Here is a 12,253-nt window from a genome sequence, read left to right as displayed (position 1 = left end):
GCTTGTGGGCACGAAGGGGGAACTCCGTAAGGTCGTCGCCCACGCAAAGGGTACGGAGGGGGTCAGGAGCGTCAAGTCCTACTTGAAGGCGGCCAGGTAGGGGGCGGGTTCTTCAAGCCTCATCCTTCTTCTTTCCCCCCCCCTTCGTATATTCGGCGTGGTGCGCCTCCATGCAGTCCGGGCAGATGCCGTGGCTGAACTGGGCCTCCGAGTGTTCGATTATGTACTTTTCCATGCGCTCCCAGCTGTCCCGGTCGTTGCGGATGCTCTTGCAATACATGCAGATGGGGATGACCCCCTGCAGGAGCTTTACATGGTCGAGGGATTTCTGCAGATCTTTCACCCTGTCCGAAAGTGTACTCTGTAGCTCGACCACGCGGCGGCCCACGCCAACCCTGGCGTGGAGCTCTTCGAAGTCGAAGGGCTTTGTTATGTAGTCGTCGGCCCCGGCGTCGAGCGCCTCGACCAGGTCGCTCTTTTCGTCCTTGCTCGTGAGTATTATGATGTGCGGCGGGTTTTTCAGTCCGGCCCCCTTTACCTTTCGGCAGACCTCCACCCCGTCCGTGCCCGGCATAATCCAGTCGACTATCGCGAGCCGCGGCGCGTCTTCGGCCATAAGCTCCGTAAGCGCCTCCTCCCCGCTCGATACCGTAACCGGCTCGTAGTCCCACTTCTTGAGGCTGCTCTCGACAAGACGGCGGAATATCGCGTCGTCGTCGGCTACCAGTACTTTCATTCTCCCTCCTTCAAGAGTTTTTTAAGGCCACGCTTAAGGGCGTTCATCTCCTTCTCCAGTGCCTCGTACTCCTCCCCGGCCCGTACCATATCTCCCGTGGTTTTCAGCTTTTCGAGTACCAAGGCCCTCTCGGCTGCCGCGACGAAGCCGAGCGCCCCGAGCCTTCCTTTTATGAAGTGGGCCGCCTTTTCGAGCGCGTCGCTGTCTTCGCTCTCGATCGCGTCCTTTACGCGTTTCATTATACCAGCGGACTCCTTTATGAACACCCCGGCGAGCTCTTTAAGGAGTTCTTCGTCCCCGCCCATCTTTTCCAGGAGCGCGGACCTGTCGAACCTTCCGTCCCCCTCCCCCCCCTCCCTCCCGGTCGCCTTCTGTGCGCCGCTGCCGGAGGCCTTCGGAGCGGCTATGGGGATATGCTCCCCTATGGCCTCGAAGAGCTTATCCCCGTGGATGGGTTTCGAGACGAAGCCGTCCATGCCGGCCTCGATGCACCTCCGCCTGTCCTCCTCGAAGGCCATTGCCGTAAGGGCTATTATGGGGAGGTGTCCGCCGGTTTCCTTCTCCATTTCGCGGATCTTGCCTGTCGCCTCGAAGCCGTCCATGCCGGGCATGCTGAGGTCCATGAGGACGACGTCCGGTTTATTCCGCTTCCCTTCCAGCGCCTCCAGCGCCTTGCTGCCGTTTGTGGCCACCGTGACCCTGTGCCCCTCCTTTTCGAGGAGCCGCGTCGCTACTTTACTGCTTATCTCGTCGTCCTCGACCAGTAGTATCTGGAGCGTTTTGAGTTTTCCCCGGCCCCGTTTTTTATGGGCTTTCCTCGTTTTTTCCATGGGTTTCTTCCCGGCCTTGAACTTCGCTGTAAAGAGGAATACGCTCCCTCCTCCTTCCGCGCCCTTGACCAGTATCTCCCCGCCCATCTTTTCGACGAGCAGCTTTGTTATGGCCAGGCCGAGTCCGGTGCCTCCGTACTCGCGGGTGGTGGAGGAGTCGGCCTGGAAGAACCTCTCGAATATTATATCTTTCGTGTCGCCCGGCACCCCGATACCCGTGTCGGTGATGGAAAAAAGGATGGTCGTAATACCGCGTATCTCTTCGTCCAGTTCCGCGGCAAGGGTTATCTCTCCCTTGTGGGTGAACTTTATGGCGTTGCCCGTGAGGTTTACGAGTATCTGGCGCAGCCGGTTCGGGTCGCCGTTGAGGTACCTGGGGACCTTCGGGCCGGTGCGGTGGGTGAAGGTGAGCCCCTTGGCCCGGGCGCGGAAGCCCAGCATCTCCCGGGTCTCTTCCATGAGCTTCCTCAAGTCGAAGTCCGTGCTCTCGAGCTCAAGCCGCCCCGCCTCAACCTTGGAGATGTCCAGTATGTCGTTAATGAGCCGGAGGAGGTTCTCGCCCGAGTTCTTTATGACCTCGGTATACTCCCGCTGCTCTTTTATGAGGTCGGTATGGGCCATGAGCTCCGCCATGCCTATTATGGCGTTCATGGGCGTCCTTATCTCGTGGCTCATGGTGGCGAGGAACTCGCTCTTCGCCCGGTTGGCCTCCTCGGCCGCGCGTTTGGCGTCCCTCAGTTCCTCTTCCGCGGCTTTCCGCTCGGTTATGTTATGGACCGTCCCGACCATCCTTATTGCCGCACCGTTTTCGTCGCGGGATATCTCGCCCTGCTCGTGCACGGTGCGCACCGAGGAGTCGGGGAGCACTATGCGGTGGTCTATTGCATAGGGTTTCTCGCCGTTTACCGCGGTGCTTATGGCCTGCAATACCTTCTCCCTGTCTTCGGGGTGGACCGTCCTTAAGAACGTCTTGTATGTCGCGTCGAACTCCAGGGGTTCAAAGCCGAAGATACGGTATACCTCGTCGGACCAGCGGAGCTCTCCCGTTACGATGTCCCACTCCCAGTTCCCGAGACGGGCGATACGTTGGGCCTCGGCAAGGCTCTTTTCCTTCTCCCTCAAGGCCGCCACTGTTCTCCTGTGTTTTTCGACCTCTTTCCTGATCTCCGCGGTGCGCTCTTCCACCTGAACTTCGAGGGAGTCGGCCAGCTCGCGGAGCTCCCCCCGCGACTTCCTCAGGTGATCGAGCATCGTGTGCATCGAGCGGGAGAGCACTCCCACCTCGTCGGTCCCGGCCAGCGGTATGTCGAGCTCTTCCTCCCCCGAGGCGATACGGTCCGAGACGACCGTAAGTTTTCTTATGGGGCGGGTGACGTAACGGGTCGTAACGGCCGCAAGGAAGGATATGAGCGCCGCTATTATCAGGAGCGGCGGGATGAGATTATTCAGGAAGGCCACGGACTCCTCCGCGAGCACGGAGTAAGAGACCGAAGCCCCGAGCACCAGGAACCTTCCGGGTTTGGAGGGGTCGAAGTGCAACTTGTGGAGCGCGAGCCCGGTCTGAATGGTGGCAAGGCTCATAGTCAGGTCGTCACCCGTCTTTTCGGAGAAAAAGTCTTTCACCGGGTAGTCGTCCTGCAGGCGGTTGGCTTCGCCGAACTCGAAGGTGAGCTGCTCCAGACTCCCGGAGTGGAAGATGTACTCGCCCCGGTCGTTGCCAAGGAAGTAGTACCTGTCCGGCGGGGGCTGCAGGAAGGACTCCACCAGGGCCTTGAAGTCGGTGTTGATCACAATGATGCCGAAGAGTTCGAGATTTTCGGTAAAGACCGGGGTGGCGACCCTCATGACCGGCTGGAGCGGGTATACTATCTCCCCGTGCTCCCTGTTGAAGTTTATCTCAGAGAAGTAGACCCCGCCCGGGGGGAGGGCGGTTGCCTTAAGGAAGTAATTGCGAAGCCCCTTCTCCTGCAGCTCCTCGTACGTTGCCGTGACCAGCCCACCCCGCCTTTCGACCCTCGTGAGCTCCCTTCCGTTATCCGCCGTACCGATAAACCGGATCTGCGTGTACTCGTCCCTCTGCTGCATGACCGTCTTGAAGAGCGTGGCGAGGCGCCGTTTCCAGACGGTGTCGGTGGTGTTCTCCTGCTCGTCGTAACCCATCCCCCTTATGGCTCGTACGAGGCCCGACACGGACTCGGCCTCGGAGAAGAAGAGTGCGTCCTCCGCCATGGTGTCGAACGCGGCCTGAAGCCTTGTGGACTCGACCTGCAGGTCGCCGGTAAGGCGCGCCATGGCCTGCTTACGCAAAAGTTCGTCGGCGTCGAGGTAGGCCATGTAGGCCACGCTCAATATCCCCGTGCCGGCGATGAGAAGGGCCATGAGCCCGATCTTCATGGGCAGGCTGAACCTGACGGGCACCATATTTAGTTCCCTCCCTTCAGCATCTTCGAGAGCATCCGGCCCGCCTTATCCATAAGCCCGTAGACGTGGCCGGGGGTCTTGCCGTCGGCTTTCCGCTTCGGGATTTTCGGGGTCTCGGTGATGCCGAGGTGCACCTTCAGGTGGATAACCTCGGCGTGTACCAGCCGGACTTCGTTAATGAGGTCGTTCGGCGTTACCTCCCCGGATACTATTATGTCGGGTACGGGGCCTTCTAAGTGGCCCGTCCGTTTCTGCACCTTATTTAGAAGGTCTATCACCTCGCGGCTTTTAGCCAGGACGTCCTTCGGCTCAAGGGCCGGGCGTAAAGCCGGGGTCGCGGTCTTCAGATCGTAGCCGAACTTCCGGCCGATGAGGCCCAGCTCGGCTACGATGATCTCTGCCTGGGCGTAGACGTCATCCGGCGTATAGCCGCGGCCGCCCATGAGGGTGTCGAGCAGGTAAGAGATGCGCCACATGTTCCGGTAGACGTCGTCCGGGGTCTTGTCCGTATAGCTCTTAAGCGCGCTGTAGGCGTAGTCCGGTTCCGTGCCCGTCTGCCTGTAGAGTATATCGAATTCATAGTCGAGCCGGATCGTGAGGTCGTAGACCTCGGTGGGCGTAATCTCGCGGAGCGGGTACGAGGGCACGGTTATGGTGCCGAGCTTATCCCGGACCCGTATGAGGGCCAGCTTCTCCAGGCACTCCAGCGCCTTCTGGTAGACGTGCATGGGCTCAAGCCCCTTCACTTCGGGCGGTATGCGCGGTACGGTCTGAACGCCCCGGAGTGAGCGGTATATCTTCACCTCCTCGATAATGTGCTCCGTCATGGCGTATACGTGGTTGGGGGTCTTCTCGAGCAGGGCTTGGTCGCGTTGCTTGAGCTCTCTTCCCGGCGGGAACTCGGGCATCATCCGCGAGGCCCAGACGAGGTTTTGTATCACGTCGTCCGATGTCTTGCGCTCCGTGGTGAGGGGGCTTTCGAAGTTGCGCTCTATCCCGAGCCTGAACTTTATGCGTTGCATCTCCGCCAGGACGACCTGCAGGGCGTCGTAGACCTCGTAGGGCTCTATAACGCGCCGGGGCACTTCCGGTACCGCGGCCGGTTGCAGCCACAGGTTCCGCTCCGCCCCGGAGATGCTCGCAAGCAGTCCGTAGGCCGCCTTAAGGGCGTGGTTCGGATGTTTGCCCTCGGTTAGCTCGGGTCTCTCCACGTCCAGGGGCAGCCCCTGGCTCAGGCGGAGGAACGTGACCTCTTCGATGACCCGTACGCTCTGTGAGTACACATCACTCGGGTTAAAGCCCCTTACCCCGAGCACGGGGTCCAGCGCGCGGGATACGGCCCAGAGCTCGAGGTAGATGTCGTCCGAGGTCTTGCCGGCATATTTCTTTACCCCCCTGTCGCCGGTCTTGACCAGCAGGTCCATCTCGTCGCTCAGGCGTTCCACCATGTCATGGACCTCGTCCGGCGTGATGTCTCTGGAGGGGTAGGGGGGGACGGCTAGGGCCCCCATCCCTTTTATGACCCTGATCCGCCCTATCTTCGTAAGGACTTCGATGGCCTTCTGAAGGACGTGGCGCGAGGCCTTGTCTCTCTGTGGCTGCAGTTCAGGCCACGGTACCTCGACCCCGTCCCGAGCCCTGAGCGCCTTTACCTGTTCCTTCAGCACCATGGCCAGGCCGTACACGTCGTCCGGTGTTTTACTGTAGCGCGTCCCGGCGGAGGCCGGGACGAAGAGTATCGGAAGGGCCGCGAGCGCAAAGATGATGATTAGCGGAACGCGCAGCGGTGTTTTTTCCCTGTTATAGCTTCTTGCCCTTTTTATCAAAACGAACCTCCTCCCCTCTCCGGGGAGAGCTTTTGTCGGTGAAACGCCTATGTGTAGATTATACCTGCGTTTTTCCGTGTTGTAAACCGGGTGGGGACAATTTGGTAACACAAAAGAAGAGGGCCGCCGCAAGGCTAACCCCCTTTTTTTATTGATAAATTTGGTGGAGGGTATCGGGATCGAACCGACGACCTGCTGATTGCGAACCAGCCGCTCTCCCAACTGAGCTAACCCCCCGTTATAAAGCGGTACTTACTGCCTCTTTTCGAGTATTTCCTTTACGGTCTCCTTCAGTTCCCGGAGGTCCGAGGACTTTACGATGTAGGCGTCCGAGGCCCAGGTGCCGAACTCGTGCTTGTAGTGCGGGTATGCGGTGCAGAGGATCACGGGCAGGTCCTTCCACTTCTCCTTTACCATTCTCAAGACCTCTACCCCGTCCACCCCCGGCATCTTTATGTCCAGGAGCACGAGGTCGATGCCGTTCTTTGAAAGTTTCTCAAGGGCCTCCTCCCCTGAGGCGGCAAGCTCCACCTTGCAGCCCTCCTCCTCGAGCTCCTCCTTGTATAGAAGCCTTATCCCCTCTTCGTCGTCTACTACCAGGACCGTTTTCTTCATGGCTAACTCCGATTAAAACCGTATTTTACGGGGGTCAACTCCTGTCCGTCGCCCCGTAGCCGCAGGGCAGCTTTACCGAGAAGGTCACCCCTTCTCCCTCCACGTTCTTCACGTCGATGCTCCCGTTGTGTCTGGTCACTATCTTGTGTGTTATGGCAAGGCCGAGCCCGGTGCCCGATTCCTTTGTCGTGAAAAAGGGGTTGAAGATGTTCTCCATAATCTCCAGGTCTATGCCCCCGCCGTTGTCCGTCACCTCCGCTACGGCCAGGCCCCTTCTCCGGGAGGTCTCGACCGAGAGCGTGCCTCCCCCTTCCATCGACTGTATCGCATTGGCTATGAGGTTGTCAAAGGCAATCCTCAGCTGCTGGCAGTCGGCCATAACGGGGAGCGGCCCCTTGCAGAACTTCTTTTTCACCCGTATGGAATGGCTCCGGCAGGCCTCGGTGAAGAACGCTATGGCGTCTTCGGCCACCGTGTTGAGGTCCTCCCTCTCGAACCGTATTTTCCTTTCTTCGGAGAAGCCCAGGATCCCGTCCATTATGTCCTCGAGCCTTGCGACCTCTTTCTGTATCTGCTCCACGTAGGGCATGTGCGGCGAATCGGGCTCGATTTTCTTCCTGAGCCTCAAGGCGAAGCCGCCGAGGCTCAGGAGCGGGTTTTTTATCTCGTGGGCGAGCGTGGCCGATAGTTCACCGAGGCTCATGAGCTTCTCGGCGTTTACGAGCCGTATCTTGCACTCCCTGAGTTTGAGGCAGGCGTCCCTTACGCCCCGGCTGTTCTCTTCTCCCTTCAAGAGCGAGGAGAGCTGCAGGGCGATGAGTCCGAGCAACTTTCGCTTCCTGGGCGTAAGGGACGGCTGCCTCCGGGCCCTCAAATATATCAGCCCGTAGAGCTTCCCCCCGTTACCTATCGGGTATACGACCGCGGCCCTGAAACCCTCGAGCGCGTCGTCGCGCACCCCCTTCCACAGGGTGGTCTCTATCGAGGGGGTATACGCCTCGACCAAAACCCTCTTTTCCCCGGCCAGCCCGGCTATGCCGCTTCTCCCCCCGTAGGACCGTACAAGGCCCTTCATGTCTCCCTCGGCCACCTTGAGCGTAAAGCGCCTCTGCCGCCCCTCCCGCAGATATAGCGCGCATGAGTCAAAGGGGAAGCTTTCGAGAACGAGCCTCGCCGTCTTCTTGAGCTTCCTGTCCAGGGCGGAGGAGGAGTCCGTAACCTCTATGACTTTGGCCAGGATGTCGTATCCCATAGGTAAATCCCCCCTAGGGGAAAAAGGGTGGGGCAAACAGGTTGCAGAGTGGGGGTTGCAGATTGCGAACTAATTGCTTTTAAACCTTTATTCCTCAATCCGAACTCCGTAATCCGCAATCAAGACTGCCGTGCGGCTTGCCTCAGACCTTCGCCTCCCTCAGGAAAGAGGCCGCCTCCTCCGGCGGGGTGGGGTTTATATAGAAGCCGGAGCCCCACTCGAAGCCGGCCGTCTTGGTAAGCTTCGGCATTATCTCGAAGTGCCAGTGGTAGTGCTGTATCCCCCCGTTCCTTATAGGCGAGGTGTGGAGGATGAAGTTGTAGGGGGGGTTACTGAGGACCTTGTCCATTCTCTTCAATATGTCCGAGAATATAAGGGCGAGGTTCTTGTACTGGTGCTTCTGGGCGTTCTCGTAGTTGGATTCGTGCTCCTTCGGGAGTATCCAGACCTCGAACGGGGCTTTGGGCGCGTACGGCGTTACGGCGAGGAAGTCCTGGTTCTCGGTGACGACCCGCTCTCCGTGCATAAGCTCCTGGCGGATTATGTCGCAGAAAACACACCGCTCTTTATAGTTGTAGTACTCGAGCGAGCCGTCCAACTCCTCGGCGACCCTCTTGGGTATGATGGGGAGCGCGATGAGTTGGGAGTGGGTGTGCTCGAGCGAGGCGCCGGCGGCCTCGCCGTGGTTCTTGAATATGAGTATGTAGCGGAGCCTGTCGTCTTTCTTCAGGTCTATTATCCTGTCCCGGTAGGCCCAGAGCACTTCCTCGAACTGGCCGGTCGAGATGGTGGCGAGAGAGTCCTTGTGGTCGGTGGACTCTATTATTACCTCGTGGGCGCCCACCCCGTTCATTCTGTCGTATACGCCGTCGCCGGCGCGGTCGAGCCCGCCCTCCACCTTCAAGGCCGGGAACTTGTTCGGCACGACCCGTATGTGCCAGCCGGAGGTGTTCGGTTTGCTCTCGTCCTTGCGGTAGGCCGATATTTCCGGGGGGGTCTTGCCCTCGTTGCCGGGGCAGAAGGGGCAGAACCCCCCCCTGGTCGCCGGTTGAGTCACTACGAACTCCGAGGGGCGCTTGCCCCGCTCGGTGGATATTATCACCCACCTTCCGATAATCGGGTCTTTTCTCAGTTCAGGCATGGTTTTATCCGTATGGGGAAAAGGGTTCTATCTGATACGTGACGGTGAGGATCATACAGTAAGCTCAGGCAGTAAGCTCAGGCAGTAACCTCAGGGGAGTGCGGAGAGTAATGATTCCGGCTTTGCTTTATCCGGCCGGCGGGAGAGAAACAGCAGGCCCTTTTAAGCGCGGCCCCGTTGCTTTTCCTGCTCCTCTTCCTCCTTCTTGCACTCCACGCAATAGGTGGTAACGGGCCTCGCCTTGAGCCTCTTCTCGGATATATCCTCGCCGCAGAGCTCGCAGATCCCGTAGGTCCCTTCCTCTATCCGCCCCAGCGCCTCTTTGACTTTGGCCAGCAGCTTCCGCTCTCGGTCCTTGACCCGTAAGGTGAAGTTCCTGTCGGTCTCGTGGGCCGCCCTGTCCGTGGGGTCGGGGAAGTGCTCCTCGTCGGTCCTGTTCATACCGCTTACGGTCTTCTCCGCGTCGCTTAAGAGCTCTTCGAGGCGGGAGTTCAAGAGTTCCCTGAACTGTTCCAGTCTGGTCTGTTCCATAACTTTTGTAGTATAACCTGAAATAGATACCTGTGTAAACCCTATTTGTTCCGTTGTTACGGCCGCTGCAACTCCACAATGCTGCCCCTGCGGACGGTCAGGATAAAGAGCTCCTTTGCCGTTTCCCCGTCCGGGTCGAAGGACATCTCCCCGGTGGCGCCGCCGGGCCACCGGGTCCCGGCCAGGGCATTCCGTACCTCGTCCCGGTAGCGGGTGTCTCCGGAGACGGCCGATATGAGTACCATAGCGGCGTCGTATGCCTGGGCGCTCAGGATGCCGGGCTTGTGGCCGTATGCCTCGGTGAACCTTTTTACGAACTTCGCCGTCCCTTCCCTGTTGCTGTCGGCGAAGAAGCCGTCGGCGAAGACCGCGCCCTCTACGTGTCTGCCGGCGATCTCTATGAGTTTTCGCGAGTTCCAGCCGTTGGAGCCCAGAAGCTGTACGTCCTTTACGTTATAGTAGGCGCGGTAGGGCGCGATCTGAGCGATGGTCTCCGGGTAGTCCGGTATGTAGAGGGCGTCCACCTCCACGGTGGAGGTATACTCGGTCACCCTCCTACGTCCCTCCATCCGTACCTTTTGTTCTATACCGAAGAGCGTTTCGAATTCACGGCCGAAGTCTTTTTGGCCCGTTGCGTAAGAGAGCTCTCCCACCACCGTGCCTCCGCGCCGGAGGACCTCTTCCTTGAAGAGCCTCGCCAGCTCCCGGCCATAGCTGTTTCTGGGCGACAGTATGGCGAATTTTTCGGCCTCCAGGGTCTCGATGGCGTAGGCCGCCACGGCCACGGCCTGGCGGTCGGGGGTCAGCGAGTTCCGGAATACATAGTCGCCGAACCCGGGTATGCCTGCCTTCTGCGAAAGCACGATGAGGGGGATCTTATCCTCCGCTGCTTTCCGGGCTACCTTCTGCGCCGCCCTGCTCAGGAGCGGTCCCACGACACCCATCACCCGCGAGTTAGCGGAAAGCTCGCCCAGGGCCCTGTTGGGGGAGGCGGACTCCGAGCCCGTATCCTGCAGGACGACCTCCACCGACCCCGTCCCTTCTCCCCTCTCTCCGAAGAGGTTTGCGGCCAGGAGCACCCCCTTGAGCGCCTCTTCTCCGAACTTCGAGTAGTTCCCCTTCAGCGGGAGCAGCACCCCTATGGCCGTATCTCGCGATTTGCTTTCCGGCGACCCGTCTTCCTCCGGGAGGTGGGTGGGGGAGGCGAGCATCTCCAAAAGAATCCGGGCCCTGGCCCTGAGCGCCAGGGAGGCTCCGGGGTAGGAGACGGCCGAGTCGAGCGCCGTCCTGGCCTCGCGCAGCCGCCCGGCCCGGTACTGGCAGTATCCGAAGCCGTAGAGCGCCTCGCCCTTGAAGGCGCTTGCGGGGAACTTTTCGAGCAGCCTCTGGTAACGGCCGAGCGCTTCCTCGAACTCCCTTCTCTCCATGTAGATGCGCCCGAGCGTTATGAGGGCCTCGTCGGTCACGTCCGCCCTCGGGTAGTCCTCGATGAACTCTTGAAGCCTCTCCACGCCGTCGTCCGTGGCGCCGTCGCGCTCCAGCCCTTCGATTATTCCGGCAAGAAGCTCCTCGGCGGCCCCGTCCGGCCATAAGCCCCCGAGCGGGCCGTTCGTCCAAAAACCCCCGGCCGAGGGGGAGGAGGGGGAGGCGGAAGAGAAGAAAATCGCCAGCGCTATGGCGGCTGCCCGCTTCACTCGAAGAGCTCTCTCACCTTCTCAAGGAAGTTTTTTTTGTTAGGCATTGTCTCGTCCCCGCCGAGCTTCGCGAACTCCCTCAGGAGCTCTTTCTGCCGTGAGTTAAGTTTGGACGGGGTCTCGATATTGACTATTACGTGCTGGTCGCCGCGCCTGCCGGTCGCCGACGAGGCGATACCCTTGCCCCTCAGGCGGAAGCTCTTACCCGTCTGCGTGCCGGCGGGGACCTTCAGCTTTACCGGCCCCTCGATCGTGGGGGCCTCTATCTCCGAGCCGAGGGCGGCCTGGGGGAAGCTTATGGGAACCTCGCACACTACGTCGTCCTGTTGTCTCGTGAAGATGGGATGCGGTTTTACGGAGATGAAAATATAGAGGTCTCCGGCGGGGCCGCCGAGGGTCCCGTGCTCCCCTTCGCCCGCGATCCTCAGTCTGGAGCCGGTGTCCACGCCGTGGGGTATCTTTACCGTAAGCGTGCTGGCCGTCTTTATATGTCCGCTGCCGGCGCATTCGCCGCACGGGCTTTCGATCACGCTCCCCGCCCCACCGCAGCTCGAACACGGCCTGGATATGCTAAGGAACCCCTGCTGGAGCTTCATCTGTCCGCTCCCCCCGCAGGTGACGCACGTGGTCGGCATGGTGCCCGGCTTCGCGCCGCTTCCGCTGCACGCCGAGCACTGTACGGTCCTGGGTATCTTTATCTTCCGGTCCGTGCCGAATGCGGCCTCCTCGAACTCTATCTCCATGTCGTAGCGCAGGTCCCTGCCGCGCTCGGCGCGGGGGCGTCCTCTCCCTCTCCCCCCCCCCCCTCCACCAAAGAACTCCGAGAAGACGTCGCTGAAGAAGTCCTGGAAGTCCACGCCGAAGCCGAAGTCCCCCTGTCCCACCCCCGCTCCGGAACGGCCGAAGCGGTCGTATTGGGCCCTCTTCTCCGGGTCCTTAAGGACAGCGTAGGCCTCGTTTATGGCCTTGAACCGCTCCTCGGCATCCTTGTCGCCTTGCTTTTTGTCGGGGTGGTGCTGGTGGGCGAGCTTCCTGTAGGCGCGCTTTATATCGGCGTCGTCCGCCTCCCGGCTTACCCCGAGTATCTCGTAGTAGTCTCTATCTTCCATTTTCCCTTGCTTGCCCCGGCGGGGTGCTACTCCTTTTTACTCTTTTCCCCCTCTTTTTCCCCCTTCTCTTCCACCCTGGCAACGGCCACGAGCGAGGG

Annotated in this window: 8 protein-coding genes, 1 tRNA gene and 1 pseudogene; all 10 read right to left on the bottom strand. The window is 60.2% G+C overall.

Annotation, left to right across the window (positions count from 1 at the left end):
- Positions 1-112: 112 nt before the first annotated feature.
- The 10 genes and pseudogenes from V3W31_07535 to dnaJ all read right to left on the bottom strand — a co-directional run bounded on the left by V3W31_07535 (position 113) and on the right by dnaJ (position 12,155).
- On the bottom strand, positions 113-736 hold the full coding sequence (locus tag V3W31_07535) for a response regulator transcription factor (GenBank protein ID MEE9614786.1): 624 nt from the start codon (positions 734-736) through the stop codon (positions 113-115).
- Positions 733-3,987 (bottom strand): response regulator, encoded by a 3,255-nt coding sequence (locus V3W31_07530; protein MEE9614785.1) that lies wholly within the window; start codon positions 3,985-3,987, stop codon positions 733-735. The genes V3W31_07535 and V3W31_07530 overlap by 4 nt, the downstream gene beginning before the upstream one ends.
- A 2-nt stretch (positions 3,988-3,989) precedes the next feature.
- Entirely contained in the window at positions 3,990-5,813 is a 1,824-nt protein-coding gene (locus V3W31_07525) for a hypothetical protein (protein ID MEE9614784.1), read from the bottom strand.
- 161 nt (positions 5,814-5,974) lie between these two features.
- Positions 5,975-6,050, bottom strand: a tRNA-Ala gene (locus V3W31_07520).
- Between the two features lie 15 nt (positions 6,051-6,065).
- Positions 6,066-6,428: a response regulator gene (locus tag V3W31_07515; GenBank protein ID MEE9614783.1), complete on the bottom strand. Its 363-nt coding sequence runs from the start codon at positions 6,426-6,428 to the stop codon at positions 6,066-6,068.
- A gap of 34 nt (positions 6,429-6,462) precedes the next feature.
- Positions 6,463-7,680, bottom strand: a complete 1,218-nt coding sequence (locus V3W31_07510) for an ATP-binding protein (GenBank protein ID MEE9614782.1) — start codon at positions 7,678-7,680, stop codon at positions 6,463-6,465.
- A gap of 142 nt (positions 7,681-7,822) precedes the next feature.
- Positions 7,823-8,824, bottom strand: a pseudogene (galT, locus tag V3W31_07505) (galactose-1-phosphate uridylyltransferase).
- 159 nt (positions 8,825-8,983) lie between these two features.
- Positions 8,984-9,352 (bottom strand): RNA polymerase-binding protein DksA, encoded by a 369-nt coding sequence (gene dksA / locus V3W31_07500; protein ID MEE9614781.1) that lies wholly within the window; start codon positions 9,350-9,352, stop codon positions 8,984-8,986.
- Between the two features lie 56 nt (positions 9,353-9,408).
- The gene (locus tag V3W31_07495) at positions 9,409-11,046 is read right to left on the bottom strand and encodes a penicillin-binding protein activator (protein MEE9614780.1); all 1,638 of its coding nucleotides are present in this window, start codon (positions 11,044-11,046) and stop codon (positions 9,409-9,411) included.
- Positions 11,043-12,155 carry a molecular chaperone DnaJ gene (gene dnaJ / locus V3W31_07490; protein MEE9614779.1) on the bottom strand — a complete coding sequence of 371 codons (1,113 nt, stop codon included), beginning with the start codon at positions 12,153-12,155 and terminating at the stop codon, positions 11,043-11,045. The genes V3W31_07495 and dnaJ overlap by 4 nt, the downstream gene beginning before the upstream one ends.
- Positions 12,156-12,253 lie beyond the last annotated feature (98 nt).

The organism is Thermodesulfobacteriota bacterium, assembly GCA_036482575.1.
In the GTDB taxonomy this organism is placed as follows: Bacteria; Desulfobacterota; GWC2-55-46; order GWC2-55-46; family JAUVFY01; genus JAZGJJ01.
The sequence above is the reverse complement of the archived record's forward strand: the minus strand, read 5'-3'. Positions and strand labels throughout refer to the sequence as shown.

Bases quoted from the DNA above. Each gene is read 5' to 3' on its own strand.
- V3W31_07515 (MEE9614783.1), bottom strand. From the start codon at position 6,428: ATGAAGAAAACGGTCCTGGTAGTAGACGACGAAGAGGGGATAAGGCTT.
- V3W31_07510 (MEE9614782.1), bottom strand. From the start codon at position 7,680: ATGGGATACGACATCCTGGCCAAAGTCATAGAGGTTACGGACTCCTCC.
- dnaJ (MEE9614779.1), bottom strand. From the start codon at position 12,155: ATGGAAGATAGAGACTACTACGAGATACTCGGGGTAAGCCGGGAGGCG.
- V3W31_07535 (MEE9614786.1), bottom strand. From the start codon at position 736: ATGAAAGTACTGGTAGCCGACGACGACGCGATATTCCGCCGTCTTGTC.
- dksA (MEE9614781.1), bottom strand. From the start codon at position 9,352: ATGGAACAGACCAGACTGGAACAGTTCAGGGAACTCTTGAACTCCCGC.
- V3W31_07530 (MEE9614785.1), bottom strand. From the start codon at position 3,987: ATGGTGCCCGTCAGGTTCAGCCTGCCCATGAAGATCGGGCTCATGGCC.